Annotated in this window: 27 protein-coding genes and 1 riboswitch; of the genes, 2 read left to right on the forward strand and 25 right to left on the reverse strand. The window is 45.0% G+C overall.

Going from position 1 to position 23,506, the window contains the following annotated elements:
* Positions 1-5: 5 nt before the first annotated feature.
* The 10 genes from lepB to smc form a co-directional block, all read right to left on the reverse strand.
* Positions 6-545, reverse strand: coding sequence for a signal peptidase I (lepB, locus tag OKX00_RS13385; RefSeq protein ID WP_265407684.1), 540 nt, complete (start codon positions 543-545; stop codon positions 6-8).
* 91 nt (positions 546-636) lie between these two features.
* A complete protein-coding gene (rplS, locus tag OKX00_RS13390) occupies positions 637-981 on the reverse strand; it encodes a 50S ribosomal protein L19 (protein WP_007202524.1) in 345 nt (114 codons plus the stop codon).
* A 129-nt stretch (positions 982-1,110) separates the two neighbouring features.
* On the reverse strand, positions 1,111-1,848 hold the full coding sequence (gene trmD / locus OKX00_RS13395; RefSeq protein ID WP_265407685.1) for a tRNA (guanosine(37)-N1)-methyltransferase TrmD: 738 nt from the start codon (positions 1,846-1,848) through the stop codon (positions 1,111-1,113).
* 1 nt (position 1,849) lies between these two features.
* On the reverse strand, positions 1,850-2,368 hold the full coding sequence (rimM, locus tag OKX00_RS13400; RefSeq protein WP_265407686.1) for a ribosome maturation factor RimM: 519 nt from the start codon (positions 2,366-2,368) through the stop codon (positions 1,850-1,852).
* 156 nt (positions 2,369-2,524) lie between these two features.
* Entirely contained in the window at positions 2,525-2,752 is a 228-nt protein-coding gene (locus OKX00_RS13405) for a KH domain-containing protein (protein ID WP_053358276.1), read from the reverse strand.
* Between the two features lie 14 nt (positions 2,753-2,766).
* A complete protein-coding gene (gene rpsP, locus OKX00_RS13410; protein WP_053354517.1) occupies positions 2,767-3,039 on the reverse strand; it encodes a 30S ribosomal protein S16 in 273 nt (90 codons plus the stop codon).
* Positions 3,040-3,126: 87 nt separating this feature from the next.
* Positions 3,127-4,470, reverse strand: a complete 1,344-nt coding sequence (gene ffh, locus OKX00_RS13415; protein ID WP_053354518.1) for a signal recognition particle protein — start codon at positions 4,468-4,470, stop codon at positions 3,127-3,129.
* Between the two features lie 14 nt (positions 4,471-4,484).
* The gene (locus tag OKX00_RS13420; protein ID WP_062231712.1) at positions 4,485-4,808 is read right to left on the reverse strand and encodes a putative DNA-binding protein; all 324 of its coding nucleotides are present in this window, start codon (positions 4,806-4,808) and stop codon (positions 4,485-4,487) included.
* 316 nt (positions 4,809-5,124) lie between these two features.
* Entirely contained in the window at positions 5,125-6,111 is a 987-nt protein-coding gene (gene ftsY / locus OKX00_RS13425) for a signal recognition particle-docking protein FtsY (protein WP_053354520.1), read from the reverse strand.
* 31 nt (positions 6,112-6,142) lie between these two features.
* The gene (smc, locus tag OKX00_RS13430) at positions 6,143-9,712 is read right to left on the reverse strand and encodes a chromosome segregation protein SMC (RefSeq protein WP_265407687.1); all 3,570 of its coding nucleotides are present in this window, start codon (positions 9,710-9,712) and stop codon (positions 6,143-6,145) included.
* A gap of 110 nt (positions 9,713-9,822) precedes the next feature.
* On the opposite strand from smc, the gene OKX00_RS13435 reads away from it, so the two are divergent.
* The gene (locus tag OKX00_RS13435; protein WP_053354522.1) at positions 9,823-10,047 is read left to right on the forward strand and encodes a DUF1128 domain-containing protein; all 225 of its coding nucleotides are present in this window, start codon (positions 9,823-9,825) and stop codon (positions 10,045-10,047) included.
* A 50-nt stretch (positions 10,048-10,097) separates the two neighbouring features.
* Here the strand turns inward: OKX00_RS13435 and rnc are convergent, their stop codons facing one another.
* From rnc to OKX00_RS13490, 11 genes are all read right to left on the reverse strand, one after another.
* Complete coding sequence (gene rnc / locus OKX00_RS13440; protein WP_416054340.1) at positions 10,098-10,883, reverse strand: ribonuclease III; 786 nt, start codon at positions 10,881-10,883, stop codon at positions 10,098-10,100.
* 100 nt (positions 10,884-10,983) lie between these two features.
* Positions 10,984-11,220, reverse strand: coding sequence for an acyl carrier protein (gene acpP, locus OKX00_RS13445; protein ID WP_053354523.1), 237 nt, complete (start codon positions 11,218-11,220; stop codon positions 10,984-10,986).
* Positions 11,221-11,574: 354 nt separating this feature from the next.
* Positions 11,575-12,315, reverse strand: coding sequence for a 3-oxoacyl-[acyl-carrier-protein] reductase (gene fabG, locus OKX00_RS13450; protein WP_256225746.1), 741 nt, complete (start codon positions 12,313-12,315; stop codon positions 11,575-11,577).
* A gap of 5 nt (positions 12,316-12,320) precedes the next feature.
* On the reverse strand, positions 12,321-13,259 hold the full coding sequence (gene fabD / locus OKX00_RS13455) for an ACP S-malonyltransferase (protein ID WP_265407688.1): 939 nt from the start codon (positions 13,257-13,259) through the stop codon (positions 12,321-12,323).
* The gene (gene plsX, locus OKX00_RS13460; protein ID WP_265407689.1) at positions 13,259-14,269 is read right to left on the reverse strand and encodes a phosphate acyltransferase PlsX; all 1,011 of its coding nucleotides are present in this window, start codon (positions 14,267-14,269) and stop codon (positions 13,259-13,261) included. Before plsX ends, fabD begins: the two co-directional genes overlap by 1 nt.
* Entirely contained in the window at positions 14,266-14,844 is a 579-nt protein-coding gene (gene fapR, locus OKX00_RS13465; protein ID WP_053358278.1) for a transcription factor FapR, read from the reverse strand. The genes plsX and fapR overlap by 4 nt, the downstream gene beginning before the upstream one ends.
* A gap of 147 nt (positions 14,845-14,991) precedes the next feature.
* On the reverse strand, positions 14,992-17,034 hold the full coding sequence (gene recG, locus OKX00_RS13470; protein WP_265407690.1) for an ATP-dependent DNA helicase RecG: 2,043 nt from the start codon (positions 17,032-17,034) through the stop codon (positions 14,992-14,994).
* Positions 17,031-17,918 carry an L-serine ammonia-lyase, iron-sulfur-dependent, subunit alpha gene (gene sdaAA / locus OKX00_RS13475; RefSeq protein ID WP_053354528.1) on the reverse strand — a complete coding sequence of 296 codons (888 nt, stop codon included), beginning with the start codon at positions 17,916-17,918 and terminating at the stop codon, positions 17,031-17,033. Before sdaAA ends, recG begins: the two co-directional genes overlap by 4 nt.
* 21 nt (positions 17,919-17,939) lie before the next feature.
* Entirely contained in the window at positions 17,940-18,602 is a 663-nt protein-coding gene (sdaAB, locus tag OKX00_RS13480) for an L-serine ammonia-lyase, iron-sulfur-dependent subunit beta (RefSeq protein WP_062231696.1), read from the reverse strand.
* A 93-nt stretch (positions 18,603-18,695) separates the two neighbouring features.
* Positions 18,696-20,372: a DAK2 domain-containing protein gene (locus OKX00_RS13485; RefSeq protein WP_265407691.1), complete on the reverse strand. Its 1,677-nt coding sequence runs from the start codon at positions 20,370-20,372 to the stop codon at positions 18,696-18,698.
* A 15-nt stretch (positions 20,373-20,387) separates the two neighbouring features.
* Positions 20,388-20,750 (reverse strand): Asp23/Gls24 family envelope stress response protein, encoded by a 363-nt coding sequence (locus OKX00_RS13490; protein ID WP_053354531.1) that lies wholly within the window; start codon positions 20,748-20,750, stop codon positions 20,388-20,390.
* 231 nt (positions 20,751-20,981) lie between these two features.
* Here OKX00_RS13490 and rpmB point away from each other — a divergent pair, with 231 nt between their 5' ends.
* Entirely contained in the window at positions 20,982-21,170 is a 189-nt protein-coding gene (gene rpmB / locus OKX00_RS13495; RefSeq protein WP_053354532.1) for a 50S ribosomal protein L28, read from the forward strand.
* Between the two features lie 93 nt (positions 21,171-21,263).
* Here the strand turns inward: rpmB and spoVM are convergent, their stop codons facing one another.
* From spoVM to rpe, 4 genes are all read right to left on the reverse strand, one after another.
* Complete coding sequence (gene spoVM / locus OKX00_RS13500) at positions 21,264-21,344, reverse strand: stage V sporulation protein SpoVM (RefSeq protein WP_053354533.1); 81 nt, start codon at positions 21,342-21,344, stop codon at positions 21,264-21,266.
* Positions 21,345-21,441: 97 nt separating this feature from the next.
* The gene (locus OKX00_RS13505; RefSeq protein WP_265407692.1) at positions 21,442-22,083 is read right to left on the reverse strand and encodes a thiamine diphosphokinase; all 642 of its coding nucleotides are present in this window, start codon (positions 22,081-22,083) and stop codon (positions 21,442-21,444) included.
* Positions 22,080-22,652: an energy-coupled thiamine transporter ThiT gene (thiT, locus tag OKX00_RS13510; RefSeq protein ID WP_231689120.1), complete on the reverse strand. Its 573-nt coding sequence runs from the start codon at positions 22,650-22,652 to the stop codon at positions 22,080-22,082. Before thiT ends, OKX00_RS13505 begins: the two co-directional genes overlap by 4 nt.
* 74 nt (positions 22,653-22,726) lie before the next feature.
* Positions 22,727-22,834: riboswitch (TPP riboswitch) on the reverse strand.
* Positions 22,835-22,857: 23 nt separating this feature from the next.
* The gene (rpe, locus tag OKX00_RS13515; RefSeq protein ID WP_053354535.1) at positions 22,858-23,505 is read right to left on the reverse strand and encodes a ribulose-phosphate 3-epimerase; all 648 of its coding nucleotides are present in this window, start codon (positions 23,503-23,505) and stop codon (positions 22,858-22,860) included.
* Position 23,506: the final 1 nt, after the last annotated feature.

Genomic DNA, 23,506 nt, shown 5'->3' on the forward strand with positions numbered 1-23,506 from the left:
TTCACCTACTTTACTACACCTATATCATTAATCGGCCAGAATTTCACGCTGGCTTTGCCGATAATATCATCCATGTCTACAGTGCCGATATTCCGGCTGTCACTGCTGTGCCTTCTGTTATCTCCCAGCACAAAAACTTTCCCCTTGGGAACAGTCTGTTTTCCTGTCACTTCATACAGAGTGAAATCATAGGTTAAGTTTCCATCTTTCGTCTGTTTCTTATACGGATCCAAATATTTTTCCTTTAGAGGTTTGCCGTTTACATACAGAGTATCGTTTTTGTATTCAATCTTGTCGCCCGGAAGGCCGATGACCCGTTTAATGTAATCCTTCGTTTCTGTTGCCTTGAACACGACGATATCAAATCGTTCCGGTTTATCCATTTTATTAACAACAAGCCGATCCCTGTTGTGCAAGGTAGGCATCATGGACTCGCCATCCACCACGATCGGAGCGAATAAAAAGTAACGAATTGCTCCGGCGAGAATCAAGGCCACTGCCAATGCTTTTAACCATTCCCAAGATTCTTTTTTCTGACTTGCCATACTTCATCCTCACATTCAACTTAATTTTTTTCGCATTCTTTTAAATATGTAAAAAGGAGCTTGAGATGAGTCAAGCTCCTTTTGTGTGTAATTAGCGAATCTCTTTAATACGCGCTGCTTTACCGCGAAGTGCACGCAAGTAGTAAAGCTTAGCACGACGAACTTTACCGCGTCGAACGACTTCAAGGTTCGCGATTTTAGGTGAATGTAAAGGGAATACACGCTCTACACCAACACCGTAAGAAATCTTACGAACAGTGAATGTTTCGCTTATTCCAGTTCCGCGCTTTTTGATTACAACGCCTTCGAAAAGCTGGATACGTTCGCGAGTTCCCTCGACAACTTTAACGTGAACACGAACAGTATCACCAGAACGGAACTTAGGTAGATCCGATTTTAGTTGCTCTTTAGCAAGCTCTGCAATAATCTGTTGCATAGTTATTGCCTCCTTCCGACAGATGTTCTTGCCTCGTTTTCTTCAGCAGCGGAACACCTTAATACTGGCCTAAGCCACGAGATTTATCTTACCATAGGAGAGAGACAGAGGCAAGTAGTTCCATAAAATTTAGTCCTCTTTTTTAACCTCTTCAAGCCATTTTTTCTCTTGAGGGGTTAAGTCCATTCCTTCTAAAAGATCAGGCCTTCTTCTCCACGTGCGTCTTAACGACTCTTTAGCACGCCATTCTTCAATGTTTTTATGATTCCCTGACAATAGGACCTCTGGCACCTTCATCCCCCTGAAATCTGCGGGTCTCGTATATTGGGGATGCTCGAGCATTCCGCTGCTGAACGAGTCCTTTAACGGTGACTCTTCATTGCCGAGAGCACCAGGTAGAAGCCTCGTCACACTATCGATAACGACCATCGCGCCGAGTTCACCGCCAGTGAGAACAAAATCGCCGATCGAGATCTCATCTGTTACTAAATTTTCCCGGATGCGTTCATCATATCCTTCATAGTGTCCGCAGACAAAAATCAAGTGCGATTCTTTCGAAAGCTCCTCCGCTTTTCGCTGGCTGTAGCGCTCCCCCTGCGGACAGAGAAGGATGACCCTCGGCTGCTGAGTATCTTTCTCCCGCTTCAAGGCTTCTACAGCGTCAAACAGAGGCTGGGGTGTCAGGACCATGCCTGCTCCGCCGCCATAGGGGTAATCATCAACACGCCGGTGTTTATTTTCTGTATACTCTCTAAAATCGGTCACATGAAACTGGACGAGACCCTTTTCCTGTGACTTTTTGAGGATAGATGAACCGAATACACCGGTAAACATCTCAGGAAACAGCGATAAGACATCAATCTTCATGTTAAATCAGACCATCCATCAGATGAATCGTGATTTGTTTGTTTTCGATATCCACCTTTTTTACAACTGAAGGAATGTAAGGAACCAGGATATCAGGCCCGAAGTTTTTTCGTTTCACGACCCATACGTCATTTGCTCCCGGAGAGAGAATTTCTTTTATCTTTCCGAGTTCTTCGCCTTCTACCGTTATCACCGTGCAGCCGATGATATCATGATAGAAGAATTCCCCCTCATCAAGTTCAACGGAATCGTCCGCAGGCGTTTTCAGGAGATGACCTTTATACTTTTCAACGTCGTTAATGTTCGGATGTTCTTCAAACTGCAAAAGGTCGAACTGTTTGTGAACCCTGTGCGCGGCTATGACAACCGGTATCAGGCTGCTCCCGTCTTCGAAATCAACATAAAGTGTGTTTCCTATTTTATATCGTTCTTCAGGAAAATCCGTGCGGGAGATCACCCGAACTTCCCCTCGTATACCATGTGTATTAACGATTTTTCCTACGTTTAACCATTTCGACATATGTATCCACCCTTGTGCCCGTTTCTTAAATACAGTGTGGGCTGAATGATTAGAATCTATAATCAAAAATCATTTAAAAGTGCAAAAAAGGGCTGAGGCTGCCCTCATCCCTTTTCAAGCTTAAAGAAGTAACTTTGCCGCCGAATTCAAATCCGGCTATACGATTTCTAGTGAAATACGTTTGTTCTGGCTTGTTCCAGCAGCATTGACAACAGTACGGATCGCTTTTGCCACCCGGCCTTGTTTGCCGATCACCTTGCCCATATCTGAGCTGTGCACGGTTAATTGATAAACAAGCTTTTCGCCATCAGCTACCTCTTTCACGCTGACTTCTTCTGGATGATCAACAAGAGCCTTAACAATCGTCTCGATTAACTCTGTCATCATATCATCACCCATTATTTTTGTAGTTTAGCGTTATGAAACTTTTCCATGATCCCTGCGTTAGAGAAAAGGTTACGTACAGTGTCTGAAGGCTTTGCGCCGTCAAGCATCCATTTAAGAGCCTGCTCTTCGTTGATTTTAACTTCTGCAGGATTAACAACTGGATTGTAAGTGCCAATCTCTTCGATAAAGCGACCATCACGCGGTGCGCGAGAATCTGCTACTACTACCCGATAAAATGGAGCTTTCTTTTGCCCCATGCGTTTTAAACGAATTTTTACTGCCATTGTAAAAATACACCTCCGAAAATTGTTCACACAAATCAATATAATATAATAAATTCCCAGCTTTGTAAACCAGAAAATTCATCCATTTTACATAAACGGAAATTTCATTCCGCCTTTTTTCTTGCCCTTCATCATACCGGACATTTGTTTCATCATCTTCTTCATATCGTCGAACTGCTTGATGAGGCGGTTTACTTCCTGTACGGTCCGTCCGCTCCCTTTCGCAATCCTTTTTCTTCTTGAAGCGTTGATGATCTCCGGCTGTTCTCTTTCGAGTTTGGTCATCGATCGAATGATAGCCTCGACATGGCCTATCTGTTTCTCATCTATGGAGACATTTTTCAAGCCCTTCATCTTGTTCGCGCCCGGCATCATGCTAAGCAGTTCATCAAGAGGGCCGAGATTTCTGACCTGCCCCATCTGATCAAGGAAATCATCGAAAGTAAAAGACATGTCCCGCATCTTCTTTTGCAGTTCTTTTGCCTTCTCTTCGTCAACGTTAGTCTGTGCTTTTTCAATAAGCGTCAGCACATCACCCATTCCAAGAATCCTGGAGGACATTCTGTCTGGATGGAACGGTTCTAGCGCATCCATCTTTTCTCCCATACCGACAAACTTAATCGGGAGATCTGTCACTGCTTTAATGGAAAGTGCAGCACCGCCGCGAGTATCTCCATCAAGCTTGGTCAGTACGACACCCGTTAATCCAAGCTGCTCATTAAAGCTCTCGGCAACATTAACGGCGTCTTGCCCGGTCATGGCATCAACCACAAGGAAAATTTCATTGGGATTTGCCAGTTCTTTGACCTTTTGAAGCTCATCCATCAGTTCTTCATCAATATGAAGGCGTCCTGCCGTATCGATGAGAACATAATCATGATGCTCTTCCTTTGCCTTAGCCAGTGCCTGTTTCGTGATCTCAACCGGGCTCACTTTGTCCCCCATTGAGAAAACAGGAAGACTCAGCTGTTTGCCAAGTGTTTCGATTTGCTGAATCGCTGCAGGACGATAGATATCGGCAGCCACCAGAAGAGGATTGCGGTTATGCTTCTTGCGAAGATGATTCGCAAGCTTCCCGGTTGTCGTCGTTTTCCCTGCCCCTTGCAGCCCGACCATCATAATGACGGTTGGCGGCCGGTTGTTGACAGCGATCTTGCTTTGTTCTCCGCCCAATAGAGCAGTGAGCTCTTCGTGAACGACTTTAACAACCTGCTGGCCTGGAGTAAGACTCTTCAGCACTTCCTGACCTATGGAACGTTCTGTCACTCGCTTGATAAAATCTTTTACTACCCGGAAGTTAACATCGGCTTCCAATAGTGCAAGCCTGACTTCACGCATCATTTCTTTAACATCAGCTTCTGTTACCTTACCCTTGCCCCGGATTTTCTGCAAGGTGTTTTGAAGCCGGTCGGCTAATCCTTCAAATGCCATAGTATTGTCGCCTCCTATTCCATGTTTTCAAGGCGATCAATGATCTCAAGAACTTTATCAGACGAATTTCCGAGCAGTTCTTTTAATCTGGAAAGTAACTGATCGCGTTCCTGAAATTTCGCAAATAAACCGAGTTTTTCCTCGTATTCTTCAAGCATCGCCTCGGTCCGTTTTATATTATCATAAACGGCCTGGCGGCTTACATTATATTGTTCAGCGATTTCTCCAAGGGAAAAGTCATCCAGATAATAAAAAGCCATGTAATTCTTTTGCTTCGGTGTCAGCAAGGACTGATAAAAGTCATAAAGATAATTAATTCTCATCGTCTTATCCAGCATCCCAACACCCCTTGTTAAGTGAAAAGCCTTTACGTTAAATTATAGTACACTGTCGAAGAAACAATGTCAAGATTTTTTCTTGATAGATTAGAAAAGCTGAGATACCTGTTCAGGGACGATAGACACTGGAGGTCTTTGGCATAAAACGCACTTTGTTTGCTGACAAAGACCGAAGTGATACAGTCCCTGGGTGTCGAAGCTAGATCAAGAAAAGCTGAGATACCTGTTCAGGGACGATAAGCACTCTCCGCAAATACTGAGAAGTTGTCCGAAACACTTCCATTCAGCCAACCTCATACAAAAAAAGAAAAGCGGATTACTCCGCTTTTTCTTCCTCCAATCCAGAAAAGAGTCCGTAGACAAACTGATCAGGATCAAATGCCTGCAGGTCGTCGATTTTTTCACCTAGGCCGACAAATTTCACAGGAATATCAAGTTCGTTCCGGATGCCGAGAACGATTCCGCCCTTGGCTGTACCATCGAGCTTAGTAAGTACAAGACCTGAAACATTTGTCGACTGGCTGAATATCTTCGCCTGGCTCATCGCATTCTGTCCAGTCGTCGCATCAACGACAAGCAATACCTCATGCGGTGCTCCCGGCACTTCCCGTTCGATAACGCGTTTCACTTTTTCAAGCTCATTCATTAAATTAACTTTGTTCTGCAGCCTTCCTGCAGTATCGCACAGCAGAACATCCACGTTTCTGGATTTGGCAGCTTTAACGCTGTCAAAAATAACGGCTGCAGGATCGGAACCTTCCTGATGTTTGATAACATCCACGCCTGCACGCTGCCCCCAGACTTCAAGCTGCTCGATCGCTCCAGCGCGGAATGTGTCCCCGGCAGCAAGCATCACGGTTTTCCCTTGTTGTTTCAGCTGATGAGCAAGTTTTCCGATCGTCGTCGTTTTCCCTACGCCGTTTACACCGACAAAAAGGATGACCGTCATGCCTTCTGTTTGAAGGTTCAGTGAGCCGTCCTGTTCTCCTTTATGGAGCATTCCAGCGAGTGTTTCTGAGATTGCGAATTTCAGTTCTTCTGTTTCCTGGATGTTTCTCGTACGCGCGATGTCCTTTAATTTGTCGATTAGATCCATAACCGTATGGACACCTACATCGGCACTGATCAAAATTTCTTCCAGTTCCTCGAAAAATTCTTCATCAACTTTTCTGTACCGCTTAACGAGGTCATTGACTTTTGTCGAAAATGAAGTTCGGGTCTTTTCCAGTCCGCTTTTGAATTTTTCAGATACAGAGTCTGTTTGAGAAGTGAATTTGTCTTTTAGTCGTTTTAAGAAGCTCATAGGTTCCTCCTTCAAATTCATACATGATACATTACTTTGCCCCGACGAGATCCCTTGATTCCTCCAGCTTGACGGAAACAAGTTTGGAAACCCCGGATTCCTGCATCGTAACGCCGTACAGCACGTCCGCTTCCTCCATCGTTCCTTTACGGTGGGTGACGACGATAAACTGAGTTTCATTGCTGAACGTTCGCAAATAGCTCGCATAGCGGCTGACATTGGCATCATCCAGTGCGGCTTCCACCTCATCAAGGATGCAGAAAGGAACAGGACGGACTTTCAAAATGGCAAACAGCAGGGCAATAGCGGTCAGCGCCCGCTCTCCGCCGGACAATAGGGCAAGATGCTGCAGCTTTTTACCTGGAGGCTGAGCAAGGATATCCACGCCGGTCGTCAGCAGGTTTTCCGGATTGGTTAAAGATAAATCTGCCCTTCCTCCGCCAAAAAGCTCTTTGAAAATCTGGCCGAAATGTGAGCGGATATTTGTGAACGTCTCCTCGAACCTCTTCTTCATTTCTTCGTCCATCTCATCGATAACTCCATGCAGTGTCTGTTTTGCTTCTACAAGATCCGCTCTTTGTTCTGTCAGAAAATCAAAACGCTGCGATACCCGTTCATACTCTTCGATGGCACCAAGGTTCACCATGCCGAGTTCTTCTATCGCGAGTTTGATTAATTTGACTTTCTTCCTCGCTTCAGCTGCCTCCATGGTCAGCAGGAATTGTTCCTTCGCACCTTCAAAGGAAAGCTCGTATTCTTTCCGAAGATGGGTGAGGCGGTTGTCGAGCTCAACATCGAGCCTGTTGATGCTCACCTCTTCTGTACGGAGGGCATCGTTCAGCTGTTTAAGAATGCGTTTTGATTCTTTCAGTTCACGGTCCCGGCCCTCCACTTGCTGGTACACCGTGAGTCTTTCCTGTCTGCGCTGAGAGATGAGCTGAAGTACAGAATTCTTGTCTTGCCTTTTTTTGGCGATGTGTCCATCAAGTATTTCTTCACCTGATGAATTGCTGTTCATCTCTTCTTCCAGCATCCAAAAGTCCTGCTCAGTCTCTTTAAGCTGATGGTTCACTTCTCGGAGTTCCATCTGGATCCTCTCCAGTTTCTCTTCCTGGTTCGCCGTTTGCTGGTCTTTTTCTGCAATCTTGATTTTTAAAGCGGTTGCTGACTGCTGAATCTCTTCTTTCGAGGTTTGCTGGTCTTTCTTACGGGCATCCAGCTGTTCGATCTGATCCTCGAGCGATTTCGCGTCTTTCACATTTCTCTCTAATGAAATCTGAAGTTCTTTAATCCTTTCAGCGATCGTGCTTTGTTCCGAATGATAGCTATTCTTCTCCCGGTCATACAGAGAGAGGCGGTCATTCAGGTTTTTCTCTTCGATCTCAATTTCGCGCAGTCTGCTTTTTACAGACTGCTCCTTTAGCCTGCTGTTCTCTCCTTCTTCACGGAAGGATTCGAGCTGAGATCTCAGCTCTGTAATCGCTGTTTTTGAGTCCTTTACCTGCTCTTCGATGACAGCTGTCTGCTGTTCCATTTTCTCCAGTTTTCCAGTGACCGTGTCCAGTTCCCGCTGTCTTCCAAGGAGCGAGGAATTCTTTTGTTTGACGCTTCCTCCCGTCATGGAGCCGCCGGCACTGACTACATCTCCTTCAAGGGTAACAATCCGATACCTGTAACGGAGGGTTTTGGCGATCTCGTTCGCTCCCTCGATAGTTTTAGTGATCACGATGTTGCCAAGCAGGTTGGCGATGATCGTCTTGTATTTGCTGTCTCCAGTTACGAGCTGAGAAGCCACTCCGACATATGCAGAGTGCGAAGCGACCAAACTGATTTCAGACGGTGAGATAAAACGCCCCTTAATGACAGATAGAGGGAGGAACGTAGCTCTCCCGAATCTTTTTTTCTTTAAAAAAGCGATAGCGGCAACGGCATCCTTTTCACTTTGGGTAACAACGTGCTGCATGGATCCGCCGAGAGCCGTTTCGATGGCTGTCTCGATATCAGCCGGTACGCTGATGAGTTCAGCGACCGCACCTTCAATGCCCTGCAGTACGGTTCCTTTGGCTTTAAGGACTTCTTTTACACCCTGCATAAATCCCTGGTACTCATCCTGCATGGATTCAAGCCATTCTTTTTTTGATTTGAACTGCTGAATGAACTGATAGGCTTGATACAGCTTGCTTTGCATTTCTTCGTTCTCTTTTTCTTTGTGTTCAAGCTGTTGTTTTAATCCGGCATACTGCTTTAAGTGAGACTGAATATTCTCCTCAGCTTCCTTAGCCTTCTCGAGCAATTCTTTTTTATCTGAGGTGACTCTTTCACGTTCAGCTACATATTTCTCGTGTTCTTGATCCAGCCTGCTCGACTTGAACTGCTGCTGGTTCTGCTGATCCGATAAATAACGAATTTCATTCTTAATGGAAGCCTGGCTGTTCAAGTTCTCGAAGTAGTCACTTTTTAAACGTTCCAGCTCTGCTTCAAGATCGAGCTCAATGATTGAAAGACGGTTCTCCTCTTCCTTCAGCTGGCTGCGGAGTGAACGCAGTTCCTTCTTCTGTTCGCCAAAAATCTTGGTCCCTTCTGTAGAAGCAGCCTGGAGCTCCTCGCTTTTTTTCTTAAGTGTCTGAATCTGCTGTTTGAGAGACTCTTTATTCTGATGATAGTTTTTCTTTCGTTCTTTTAAGACTTCGCGTTTCCCTTCAAGCTTTTCAAGCTCTTCGCTCGCGACGAGAAGCGACTGCTGCAGTTCGTCTATGGATTCGTCCAATGCCTGTATGTCGGCTCTGGCTCGTTCGAGTGATGCTTCTTCATTTTTCACTTTCGATGATAGTGCGAAATCTTTATTTTTGAGTTCTTCTACGAGTGTAGATTGTTTTTCCCATTTTTCATGCAATTCTTCAATTTCAAAAACCGTCAAAGCCACTTCGATCTGCTGAAGTTCTTCTTTTTTCTCAAGAAAATCCTTGGCGATGGAGGCCTGTATTTTTAAAGGCTCAACTTGTCCTTCTAGTTCATAAAGTATATCTTCCACCCGGTTCAGGTTTTCCTGAGTTTCCTGCAATTTTTGCTCTGCTTTTTGTTTACGGGTTTTGTATTTCAGGACCCCGGCTGCCTCTTCAAAGATCTTTCTTCTGTCTTCCGCCTTACTGCTCAAGATCTCTTCGATCTTCCCTTGGCCGATAATCGAATACGCTTCACGGCCAAGACCGGAATCCATGAACAGATCCACGATGTCTTTCAGGCGGCACTGCTGTTTATTCAACAAATATTCACTGTCGCCCGAACGGTACACTCTGCGGGTGACACTGATTTCATTATATTCAAGCGGTATATGCTGATCTTCATTATCAAGCGTTAGCGTTACTTCAGCCACGTTCAGCGGCTTGCGGTTATCGCTTCCAGCGAAGATGATATCTTCCATCTTTGAACCGCGGAGCGACTTGGCCGATTGCTCACCAAGCACCCAGCGGACGGCATCCGAAATGTTGCTTTTACCGCTGCCATTCGGCCCTACGACCGCAGTCACACCAGGCACAAATTCAATATTGATTCGATCCGCAAAAGACTTAAAACCTACTACATCTAACCGTTTGAGGAACATCTTAATCCCCCTTATGTATTCTTAACTAATTTATTTTACCATAGATCAACTTACAAATAGATTCTTTTATGCTACAATTATGTAATATTGAGGATAGAAAGGGTGCTACTATGAACTTATCCACTCCCAGCCAGGAGAACATAGAGTTTATGATAGAAGGCTTGAAAAAAAAGCTCCAGCTCGTAAACTCAGGTCTGATCCAGGGTGATGATTACACCGTTGACCAATATGATGACATAAAAGAACTTTATGATATGGTAATGAAAATGCCTGGATTCAGTGTACGAGATATGGAAGGCATCGTCTCCGAGCTCGGTTCCCTAAAAAAGAAGTAAGCGTTCATACATAATCATAAGAAAAACACCCTTTTCGCAGGGTGTTTTTTTTATTGTTTCATTATCTTCTCGAGCGCTTCCTGTGCAGCATGCTGCTCTGCTTCTTTTTTAGAACGTCCAAATCCGACTCCGGACGTATCTTCATTTAACTTTACCTCAGATACGAATTCCCGGTTATGCGCCGGCCCTTTTTCCTGAATAATTTTATAATCAATCGTTCCAAGACCTTCTCGCTGAACATATTCCTGAAGCTGGCTCTTAAAATCCATCACATGAGAAAAAGCACCTTCATTAATTCGGGGAAAAACATTCACTTCCAGAAATCCTTTAACAGCTTCGATTCCTTTATCAAGGTACAGTGCACCGATAAAGGCTTCAAACACATCTGCGAGCAATGCCGGCCGTGTGCGTCCGCCGGTGTTTTCTTCGCCTTTGCCCAGCAAAACATAATCCCCAAAATGAAGCTCGTTGGCCAAAATAACGAGAGATGGCTCACAGACAATGGCTGCTCTTAATTTTGTTAACTCTCCTTCGCTCATAGTCGAAAACTTTGAGTAAAGAAATTGAGAAATGGTCAATTCAAGAACTGCATCCCCTAAAAATTCAAGCCGTTCGTTGTCTTCGTAAGGACGTCCCCGATGCTCATTCACATATGATGAATGGGTAAATGCCTGAACCAGTAATTTTTCATTGTCAAAGAAGAGATTAATTCGTTCCTGTAAGGGAGCTACCTTTTGTTTGCGTACCTTTTCATCCATCTGTTTTCTTGCCTGATGCTTAAATCTCTGTCTCGAATGTTTCTTTAAATTTGATGTCTGTTTCTTTGAACCTTTCATCATTGCCTCCTGCAAACACTTAGAGGGTATCGGCATTATTCTTCTGCCAACAGGTTTAAAGTCCCGCACCATCTGTTACGGGACTTTGTTCAGCATAAAATTAGTTGTTGTTGCTGTTTATGTAATTAACAACGTCACCAACCGTTGTAATTTTTTCAGCATCCTCGTCGGAAATTTCCAAATCAAACTCGTCCTCAAGTTCCATAACCAATTCAACAACATCCAAGGAATCAGCACCTAGATCTTCTTTAAAAGAAGCTTCGGTTTTAACCTCAGCAGCGTCTACACCAAGACGATCTACGATAATCTTTGAAACTCTTTCTAATACGTCTGCCATGTGTATTCACCTCCTTTCAATAATATATACCATTTCATAAGAAAAAAAAAGATAGAAAAGATAGAAATGCTGAAACGCCTCGATCAGAGACGAAAAGCACTGGAACTCTAGAACTTCAACACGGTCTTTGTGTTGGGGTGAGAGAGTGAAGTGACTCGAGTCTCTAGGCGTTGAAGCTGGATCCTCAGAAATGCTGAAGTGGCCTGTTTAGAGACGAAAAATGGCGGAAGTCTCATACAGCAACACGGTCTTTGTGTTGGAGGGGGAGACTGAAGCATTCGAGTCTCTGGCCACTGAAGCTGGATTCCATAAAAACTGAGAAGCTCTCCTTAGGCTTCCCAGTTTTCGCTATTCTTACATCACCATTCCGCCGTCGACGTGGATCGTCTGTCCAGTAATATAGGAACTGCAGTCGCTTGCTAGGAACGTGACGAGGGAGGAGATGTCTTCCGTGCTCCCAAAACGGGCAAGCGGTATTGCCTTCAGCATCTCACCTTTTACATTTTCTTCAAGAACGTGTGTCATATCCGTATCAATGAATCCTGGAGCCACTGCGTTCACCGTAATATTTCTGCTGGCTAATTCTTTAGCCGTCGATTTTGTCAATCCGATAACACCTGCTTTGGCTGCAACATAATTGGCCTGGCCAGGATTTCCGGATACACCGACAATGGAGGAGATATTAATGATTCTCCCCTTTCTCTGCTTCATCATCTGGCGGGTTACGGCTTTTGTGCAGAGGAATACACCTTTTAAGTTGGTGTCAAGGACAGCGTCCCACTCGTCCTCTTTCATTCTCATGATCAGGTTGTCTCTCGTGATACCTGCGTTATTCACTAGAATGTCCAGAGCACCAAACTCTTCAATAACTGTTTTAACCATAGCTGATACCGATTCACTATCTGCCACATTTGCTTGTACAGCGATAGCGTCCTGGCCCATTGATCTTATCTCATCTACGACTTCCTGCGCCTTCGCTTCACTGCCTGCATAGTTTACGGCCACTTTAGCGCCGTTTTTTGCCAGTTCCAACGCGATGGCTCTTCCGATTCCCCTGGATGCGCCTGTAACAAGAGCTGTTTTTCCTTTTAACATCAGTTTTACTCTCCCTTCAGCTTTTCCGCTGCTGCATTTATGGTTGCTTCATCACTGATGGCGATGACATTTGCCCGGCGATTCACTTTCTTCACGAGGCCTGACAGCACTTTACCTGGTCCGATTTCGATAAAGGTATCTACACCTAAAGCCATTAGTTCATTAATGGTCTCTTCCCATCTGACCGGAGAGTAGATTTGCTTGACGAGCTTTTCTTTTATTTCCCCTGCATCTGTTACCGGTTTGGCAGAGACGTTCGCAAGTACTGGAATTTCTGCATCCTGAATCGTAATCGAGTCAAGAACATCCTGCATTTTCTCAGCTGCCGGCTCCATTAAGGAAGAATGGAAAGGTCCGCTCACTTGCAGCGGGATCACTTTTGCACCGTTTTCTTTCGCAAGGCTTGAAGCGTCTGCAACTCCCTGAGCAGTACCAGAAATAACGATCTGCCCCGGACAGTTAAGATTAGCGACCTGAACAGCATGCCCGTTCTCAATAACCTTTTCTGTAATGGCTTCAAGTTCCTCCTGTTTCATTCCCAGGATGGCAGACATCGCACCGACTCCTGTCGGCACGGCTTCTTCCATAAAAAGGCCACGCTGTCTGACCGCGTATACAGCATCTTCAAACGACAGGCTGCCTGCCGCCACAAGAGCTGAATATTCTCCAAGACTGTGCCCGGCTGCATAGTCAGCTTTGATCCCATATTTCTTAAAAACTTCCAAAACAGCAATACTTGCAGTCAGCAAGGCCGGCTGTGTGTTTTCTGTACGTTTTAAGTCTTCTTCAGGCCCTTCAAAAATGATAGAAGACAAAGAGATACCGAGCTTTTCATCTGCGGTATCAAAGATAGTTCGGGCTTCTACGAAATTTTGTGCCAGTTCTTGCGCCATTCCAACGCTTTGGGAGCCCTGTCCCGGAAAAAGAAAAGCAATTTTACCCATTATTCTTCCCCCTTTTGTTCTTCTCTTTCAAATTCTTTCATCTTTTCAGCAATGATTTGAACAACATTTTTCTCTACCATCGTTCTCGTTTGTCTTACCGCATTAAAAATCGCGTTCTCATCGGAAGAGCCATGGGCTTTTACTACCGGTGCAGCAAGCCCAAATAGTCCCGCTCCGCCATACTCTGAATAGTCCAGCTTGTTCTTCAGGCCTTTAAGCCGGGGTTTTAAAATTCCAGCTGCAATCTTGCTGACAGCGGTCGCTGTAAGCTCCTGCTTAAGCATGGAAAACAACGTCAGCGCGGTACCTTCTATCGTTTTCAGCACTACATTTCCAGAAAACCCATCGCAGACGACAACATCAGCTGCTCCGTTCAGGAGGTCCCTCGCTTCAACGTTACCGACAAAGTTCACGGGAGCTTCTTTCAGCAGCTGAAAGGCCGCTTTGCTTAAGGCATTCCCTTTTTCATCCTCCGTGCCGACATTCAAAAGACCGACTCTCGGAGAACTCGTTCCCCTTACTTGCTCTGCATATGTACTTCCCATGATAGCGTACTGCAGCAGATGCTCAGGTTTTGCATCCATATTGGCGCCTACATCCAGGAGCAAAAACCCCTTCCCGTCTACTGTCGGAAGCGTCGGAGATAGCGCCGGACGGTCAATACCGCTGATCCTGCCGACGTTAAACAGACCAGAAGCCATAAGTGCTCCAGTATTCCCTGCTGAGATACAGGCATCCGCCCGCCCCTCTTTTACCTCTTTAGCGGCGAGAACCATGGAAGCGTTCTTTTTCTTTCGCACTGCACGCACAGGTTCATCATCGCTTGCTATTTTTTCTTCCGTGTGAATGACTTCAATGTTTTTTGCAGAAGTCAGATAAGGAGAGATTTTCTTTTCATCTCCAATTAAAATCACTGTAAGATCATCAAAGGCAGAAAGTGCTTTTAAAGCTCCTTTAACCTGAGCTTCCGGAGCATTGTCGCCTCCCATTGCATCGATGGCAATTCTCATGTCTTACTCCCTTCCCTTCCTTCTCCAGTTGAACGGAACATGATGAACTCCCCGGAAAAAACAGCCTCTTTATCTACATAGCTCGTAACTTCCACTGTCGTCCGATAGCCTTCAATGCTGCTCACCCTTGCCTTGGCAACAACTCGCTCCCCTTCTTTTACTTGCCGGGTAAAACGGATCTTTGCCTTTGAAGTAAGGGCCAGATCATCGTTTATAATGGCTACGGCAAGTGAGTTTGCCTGTGCAAACAGATGATGCCCCCTTGCTATTTTTGTCCGGGAAAACACATGTTCACTCTTTATGTCCAATATGGATATCGCTGCTTCGTCCAGCTGGAGATCAATAATTTCGCCGATTACTTCCTCGAGCGGAAGGGCTTTAACGGTATCCAGCTGCTGCTGTGCAACGTTTTTGATCCGTTCCCTTAGTTCCGGGATCGAAAGTTCAAGACGGTCAAGCCGTATGGTCTGTACACTGACAGTGAATATATCCGCCAGTTCTTCATCCGTAATAAATGGCGTCCTTTCAATTGTAGCTTTCAGCAAAGCCTGTCGTTCTTTTTTCGTTCTTTTCATGTATACACCATCCAGATATGCCATTTAAGCATCAGCCTCTATGGATGCACGGTTTTTCGCTTTTTAAGAGCTGGTACTAACAGTAGTATATAATAGCAGCTATATCATTTCAAGAAAGGACCTATTCGTCAGAAGGCAGAACCCTCATCAATCAAGGCGTTCCGAAGTTAACACGCCTTCCTTTTCCAAGAAGCTTCTAAGCGGAGCGTAGGCCCCTTCATGAAAAAGCGCTTCTGAATTGACGAGCCGGGAAGCATCGTTCCTCGCCACCTCGAGCACACGGTAGTCATGCACGATATCTGCGATCTTAAAATCTGGAAGCCCGCTCTGTTTGCTGCCGAAGAAGTCCCCCGGGCCTCTAAGTTCAAGGTCTTTTTCTGACAGAACAAAACCATCCGAGGTTTCTGTCATGATCCTCATTCTTTCTTTTCCCTCTTCTGATTTCGGGTCAGCGATTAATATACAATACGACTGATCACTTCCACGGCCGACGCGGCCCCTGAGCTGATGAAGCTGTGACAGGCCAAACCTTTCCGCATCGTAGATCACCATCATCGTGGCGTTCGGTACGTTTACTCCGACTTCTACTACGGTCGTAGATACCAGAACATGGCACTTATTCTCAGCAAATTCTCTCATCACTTCCTCTTTTTCAGAGAAATGGAGCCTTCCATGCATTAAGCCGACCCTGTATCGATGAAAATAGTGCTGCAGCTGTGCATGTACATCAATCGCATTCTGAACATCCAGCTTGTCTGACTCCTCAATAAGCGGACAAATCACATAGGCCTGTCTCCCTTGATCAAGCTCTTTCTGTACAAAACCGAGGACACGGTCAAGCATGTTATGTTTAGCCCAATAGGTTTCGATGGCTTTTCTGCCGGCTGGCATTTCGTCGATGACAGAAACATCCATGTCTCCAAACACGGAGATTGCAAGCGTCCGCGGAATGGGGGTTGCTGTCATGAACAGCACATCCGGACTTTGTCCTTTTTCGCGCAGCACCCGGCGCTGTTTGACGCCAAAACGATGCTGTTCATCAGTTATGACAAGGCCTAATTGATGAAATACAACCTCATCCTGAATGAGTGCGTGTGTACCAATTAACACATCCACTTCACCCTCTATAAGCCTTGCTAAAATATCTGCCCGTCTTTTCCCTTTCACAGAACTTGTCAGCAATTCCACCTTAATCTGATGAGGTTCAAGCAGCTGGAGAAGCGAATGGTAGTGCTGTTCCGCCAATATTTCAGTCGGTACCATCAAAGCTCCTTGGCTTCCTGAGGAAAAAGCTGCAAATAGAGCGATGGCTGCAACGACTGTTTTGCCAGATCCGACATCTCCTTGAAGAAGGCGGTTCATCCTGTGGGGAGATGACATGTCCTTTAAAATCTCATGAGTGACCCGCTGCTGGGCATTCGTCAGCGGGAAGGGCAAAGAAGTAACAAACCTGTGGACATCATCCATGCTGAAATGCAGTTTTTCTCCGGCAGACTGTTCACGGTTGATCTTTTTAAACATTTGCATCTTAAGCTGAAAAAGCAGGAATTCCTCATATACCATCCGGCGGCGCGCCTGTTTTAAATGTTCAAAACTCTGCGGAAAGTGCAGGCTGTATAGCGCTTGCTTTCTCGGCCAAAGCTTATAGGACTCCAAACTCTCCTTAGGAAGCACTTCCTCAACCTCCTCACCATATTGGTTGAAGGCGAGTTTGATCAGCCGCCTTACTTGCTTCACGCTCATCTCTCCCTTGACCGGATAGATGGGATCGATACTTTCATCTTGCGGCTGCAGTCCAAATTTAATGTCATTAACGGTCAGGGTCATTTTATGAGCATCCCATTTTCCTGTGAGGGTAACCGTCTGTCCAGGTGTCAGCTGCTTTTTTAAATATGGCTGATTAAAAAAGACAGCGGTTATTAAATACCGTCCGATCAGCACCCTGATGCTGAGTTTTGATTTTTTTCTTGGAAAATAACGGAGAGAAGGTTCGCTGTGAACCTTCCCTTCGATTGTTGCCCTCTCTTCATGTTTAACATCGGCCAGATCTTTCAGCTGATGATTGTCATAGCGGAACGGCAAATATTCAAGCAGATCCATCACTGAGACAACCCCAAGCTCTTTCAGTTCTTCTGATTTGCTCTCACCGATCCCATTGATCTCTGTCACTTTTAATTCGTTAAGCTTCATTTTTTATCCAGGGCTATTCCAAATATTTTCGCTTCAAGCTCCCGGGCAGTTGGTGTAGCCGCCAAACCTCCTTGCGCTGTTTCTTTCAGTGCTGTCGGCATGGATTGCCCGATCTTGTACATCGCATCGATGACTTCATCGCACGGAATCCTGCTCTTGATTCCTGCGAGCGCCATATCAGCAGCAACAATTGCATTGCTTGCTCCCATGGCGTTCCGCTTTACACAAGGCACTTCTACAAGGCCTGCAACAGGATCACAAACGAGCCCGAGCATGTTCTTCAGAGCGATAGCCATCGCTTCTGCGGACTGTGAAGGTGTCCCGCCAGCTAGCTCAACAATGGCCGCTGCTGCCATACCGGTCGCTGATCCGACTTCTGCCTGGCAGCCCCCGGCAGCACCTGAAATAAAAGCATTGTTGGCGACTACAAATCCGAAAGCTCCAGAAGCAAATAAAAAGGCGACCATCTGCTCTCTTGTCGGATTTAATTTATCTTTCAAGGCAAAGAGCGTTCCAGGAACCACACCTGCTGAGCCTGCTGTAGGGGTAGCACAGATGGTTCCCATAGCCGCGTTGACTTCATTGGTTGCGATTGCTTTACTGACCGCATCCAGCATGAACTCACCTGAAAGGCTTTTCCCGCTTTTTAAATAATTCTGAAGGAGGATGGCATCCCCCCCAGTCAATCCGGAATGAGATTTAACATCTTCCGTTATTCCTCGTTCAACAGCTTCTTCCATCACCTTTAAGTTTCTGTCCATCTGGCTGATGATTTCATCTTTCGTCCGGCCAGTAAACTCCATTTCCTGCTCAATCATGATATCTGAAATCTTGCATTCTTTTGCCTCGGCAAGTTCCACTAGTTCGGCAACATTACGAAACATACTTACTTCTCCCTTTCAAGGTTACTCATTAATTTTTACCACTTGCTGTACAATTGGCAGCGATTCAATCTCCTCGATGAGTACCGGGTCTATATTTTGGTCTACTTCAATGATCATGAGAGCTTCTTGTCCTTTTTCTTTTCGTGAAACCCGCATGTGGCCAATATTGATCTGATGCTTGGCGAGAATATTTGCAACTCCTGCGATGGCTCCGTATCTGTCGTTATGAACAATCAGCATTGCAGGATGGTTTCCGCTCAGCTTCAATTCAAAACCGTTAAGCTCAACTATTTCTATTTTCCCTCCGCCGATCGAAATCCCAACCAGTTCAATTTTTCCATTCTGGTCACCAAGAATGATCTTTGCGGTATTGGGATGATCGGTCAGTGCATCTTCCTCGGTCATTTTTATATCAATACCTTGCTCTTCTGCCAATGAAAGCGCATCCACAATCCTAGTATCAAAAGTATCAAAATCAAGGATTCCGCCAACGATCGCCACATCAGTCCCGTGTCCGCGGTACGTTTTTGCAAACGAACCATAAAAAGAAATATGGGCATATTCTGGCTTCCTGCCAAACAGGTGGCGGGCGACCCTACCGATTCGTGCAGCTCCTGCTGTATGGGAGCTTGAAGGCCCAATCATGACCGGCCCGATTATATCAAAAACACTTTTGTATTTCATTCATGTCCCTCCGATAAAAATATATAGCTGACATAAAAAATATTCCCTCCATTACTGTATCATAACTCAACAATAATGGAGAGAACATTTTACCTACTCAACTGAGATAATAAAAGGATAAAGCGGCTGGCTGCCTTCATGGACTTCCACTTCTACAGAAGGGAAAGATTCCTCGATAAACTGAACTAAACGTTCCGTATCTTCATCCGATGCATCTTCGCCGGAAATCAGGGTGATGATTTCAGAATCCTCATCAATCATTTCCTTTACAAGCTCCTGAACCGCTTCATCTTTATCCGGCATCGAAGCTACGATCTTGCCGTTCAAGATCCCCATGAAATCGCCTTTTGAAATCTCGACGCCATCAATGGAAGTATCTCTTACAGCAAATGTAAGCTGTCCGGATTTTACGCTTGAAAGCGCGTCTGTCATCTTCTTTTGATTTTCTTCCAATTCGGCTGAAGGGTTAAACACAAGCAGAGCAGCCATTCCCTGAGGAACGTTTTTAGAGCGGACGACGATTACATCCTGGTCGACGATGGATGCTGCCTGCTCTGCAGCCATAACAATGTTTCCGTTATTCGGAAGTACGATTACTTTTTCAGCATTCACTTCTTCAATGGCTTTGACGATATCTTCGGTACTAGGGTTCATCGTTTGTCCGCCTTCAATAACGTAACCGGCACCGAGTGAAGTGAACAATTCTTTAATGCCGCTCCCCATCGCTACGGTAACGATGCCATATGCTTTTTTCTCTTGTTTAGCTTCAGGCATCTTAACGGGCACATGTGTCTCAGATTCCAAAATCGCAGTATGCTGCTCACGCATGTTTTCAATTTTAATGTTGATCAGACTACCATGTTTCTGAGCAAGGGTAAGCATGTTGCCCGGCTGTTCCGTATGAATATGAACTTTTACAAGATCATCATCGGCAACAACAAGCAAAGAATCGCCATGCTCGTTTAATTCATTGCGGAATGCTTCCTCACTGAAAGGCGCCTTCTTTAATTTCTCAGGTTCGAATTTCACCATAAACTCTGTACAGTATCCGAAATGGATGTCTTCGGTTTTCATATGAAGCTGTGCTTTATGGTGCTCGGCATTAACCATTTCCTTCATAGAAGGCGATTGTGGAGAAATTTCAGGAAGGTCCTTTCCTTCCAGCGCGGAAAGAAAGCCTTCATAAACCGTCAGAAGGCCTTGTCCGCCTGAATCAACAACGCCTACTTCTTTCAATACCGGAAGCAAGTCAGGTGTTCTGTCTAGGGAAGCTTTGGCTTCCGTTACAACTTCGTACATGACGAAAAGGATATCATCACTTTTTTTGGCCGCCTTAACGGCACGTTTTGCCGCATCTTTAGCCACCGTAAGAATGGTTCCCTCGATTGGCTTCATCACAGCCTTATAGGCTGTTTCTACTCCGTTCTCAAATGCTCTTGCAAAGTCAGCCGAAGTAATGGTTTCTTTTCCTTCGATTGATTTTGAAAAACCACGGAAAAGCTGGGATAATATAACCCCGGAGTTGCCTCTTGCCCCCATGAGCAAGCCTCGGGAAAAAGAGCTCGCGACTTTACTGATATCGGGAATTATGTTGTTTTGAACTTCTTTTGCACCAGAAGTAATCGTAAGGTTCATGTTGGTTCCTGTATCCCCATCTGGCACAGGAAAAACATTAAGGGCATCTACCATTGCTGCGTTTTTTGATAAGTTTGCGGCTCCCAATGCAACCATGGCCGCAAACTTTTTACCGTCTAAAACTGTTAAAGACACGAACTTTCCTCCTAACTAAGGGGTTGTCACCCTTACACCCTGAACAAAAATGTTTACAGAATCTACTGAGAGACCCAGCATTTGATCGAGGGTATATTTCACTTTTGTCTGTACATTATGGGCTACTTCAGAAATCTTTGTTCCGTAGCTTACAATAATATACATGTCAATATGTACTTCATCTTCTTCCTGCCGAACCACAATCCCCCGGGAGAAGTTGTCACGTCCTAAAAGTTCGGTAATACCATCCTTTAACTGCTTCCTGGAAGCCATGCCTACAATTCCGTAGCAATCAATAGCAGCGCCGCCAGCAATAGTAGCGATCACTTCCGTAGAAATGTCAATCTGGCCGTATTTATTCTTCATTTCGATGGACATGATGAATCCTCCTTTAATCAATCAATTATGGCTAAACCTCATTTTACTATAAAATTAAGTTTTATGAAAGGACAACTCCATTTGACAATAGTCACAAAGCCGTGTCAAGCCTTTTTACTTGAAATGCGAAAAATCATTTGTTGCTTTTCTTTAGTGGTCATGCTACTATAGGTTAGTATTTAACATACGACTGATATGATACAGTTTTACTGTTATAAAGGAGGTACAATTATGTCACGCAAATGTTACGTTACTGGTAAAGGACCTAAAACAGGAAACAAGCGTTCCCACGCATTGAACAAATCTAAAAAGAGCTGGGGAGTAAACGTTCAAAAAGTCCGCATCTTGGTTGACGGGAAGCCTAAACGTGTTTATGTTTCTGCACGTGCCCTTAAATCTGGAAAAATTGAACGCGTTTAATCGCTCTTAAGACAACGGCATCCCCGTTGTTTTTTAATTTCCAAAAGAAAAAAGCACCCATCAAGGGTGCTTTTTTCTTTTGGATGGAATTGATTATCCTTTTTTAAATGAACCTAAAACCGCACGTACAAATCCCCCTAAAAACCTAGGCAGTTTAATGGTGTAAAATTTCATCATACCCCTCCTCCAGGCCCTTTGAAAAATAAGACATTCCCTAATAAATATATTCGCTTTTATAAAAATAGTACCATGCGGCCCGACGCATAAAATATTAATCATGGCTCTTTACCAACATTAATATGCCGCCCGAGAATGAATAAGTACCACTTTTATTTACAAGCTCATTGGAAATGCAGAGAGTAGAACCCATCGGCAAGTATTGATCCTGAAGCGGATATTTGAACCCTTTTAGAGTCAGGCCGGTAACAGGTCCGATAAATGGAAGGAATGAGACATAAGAGAACTCCGGCTCTTGTTGTATGATATGCAGTCCTGGTGCTGATAAGGCAATCTTATTCTGCCTGTCCCATATTTCAATGTTAATTCCGGCTTCGAGTCCATGAAGGAGCAATTGGATATTGGCCAATTCATGATCCAGGCGCCCGCCCGTAGCACCCATGAGCAGGATCTGCTCCGGTTTTTGCTCCAGTGCCCAATCAAGGGCCAGCTCTAGATCGGTTTTATCCTTTTCACTGTCATACTCAAATGAAGGAAGGTTAAATGAAGCCATCCATTCACGCTCACTTCTGTTCACAGAATCGAAATCTCCAAATACACAGCCAGGTATGATTCCTTTTTTCAACAAGTAGAATACACCGCGGTCAACACCCGCCCAGACTGCCTTTTCGCCGGCAAATAAAGAGAGGTCCGGCTGCCTTTCTTCCGGACCTCCTGCTAAAATGATAATTTTCATGCCGCGTTAACAACTCTTGGATCGGTCCTGTGCAGCAGCCGCGGTGCTGTTTTTGTCAAGAAAATAAAAGCAGCTGCAGTGATCAAAGCAACCGGGATCATGTATGAAGCATTATACACAATGGAGTACAGGACAGGGTTCATGCCTTTTGGGGCGTATGATGCAAAGAATATGACTCCTGATACAACATGGGAGGCCAAACGGAGCAGGCTTCCGAAGGCGATGCCTGCCACAATCGCTGAGATCCTCCTTTTAGATTGGCTTGCCGAACTGACTTTAAACACCCCGGCAAATCCAGCCAATAGGAACGCGAGAGGGTAATCCAGGATCAAACCAGCGGGATTATATCCTGCAGTTCCATCAACCAGGATTTTAACCATCCCGACAATCAAACCAGTTAATACTCCGCCAGGGACCCCTCTGCGGAATGCCATTAAAAAGATTGGCAGCATCTCCAATGAAACTGAGCCTCCATTTGCCCAAAGCCCTTTAAATTGAACAAAACTAAGTATGATGGCCAACGCTGACATCATCGCCACTTCAGTCAAAAACATAATTTTTTTACTCAAATCAATCTCCTCCTAAACTCGTTAAGAAAAGAAAAAAGCAACCGGCATGTGAATGACGGTTGCTTAGCGTAAAAACAACAGCGACTCCACATTCCTACGCAGGCATGATCCTGCTTCAGGTTCAAAGGGTCGGGAGTGTACTCCCCTCTCAGCCCCTGTATGGGACTCCCCCTGTGGTTACTTTTTTCAATTATTCTCTAATATATTATACACCACGAATGGTACGGATTGCACCCTTTATGTCTTTTTGCCCATAAATGGCTGATCCCGCTACAAGTACGGTAGCTCCAGCTTTCTCACAAAGACGGGCAGTCTCTGCGTTCACCCCGCCGTCTACCTCAATTTCAACGTTCAAGCCTTGCTCCTTGATCCTCGCAGATAATACTTCAATCTTTGGAAGCACAGCGTGGATGAAGGATTGTCCACCAAAGCCTGGATTTACAGACATGATGAGTACAAGGTCTATATCAGCCAAAATATGCTGAATGGTTTCAACAGGAGTAGCAGGATTTAATACGACCCCTGCCTTTTTTCCCTGCTCTTTAATTAATTGAATGGTCCGATGAAGGTGCGGACATGCTTCAACATGAACAGTAATGATATCAGCACCTGCTTTTGCAAACTCCGGGATATACCGGTCAGGGTTTTCAATCATTAAATGGACATCAAATGTCAGTTCAGTGAGCGGCCTGATTGCTTTAACGACTAAAGGTCCCATCGTAATATTCGGCACAAAATGCCCATCCATCACATCGATATGGATATAATCAGCACCGTTTTCTTCCACTGCCTTAATTTCTTCACCGAGCTTTGAAAAGTCTGCGGAAAGAATGGAAGGCGCAACTTTTACCATG

Source organism: Fictibacillus sp. KU28468 (genome assembly GCF_026153615.1).
GTDB lineage: Bacteria > Bacillota > Bacilli > Bacillales > Fictibacillaceae > Fictibacillus_C > Fictibacillus_C marinisediminis.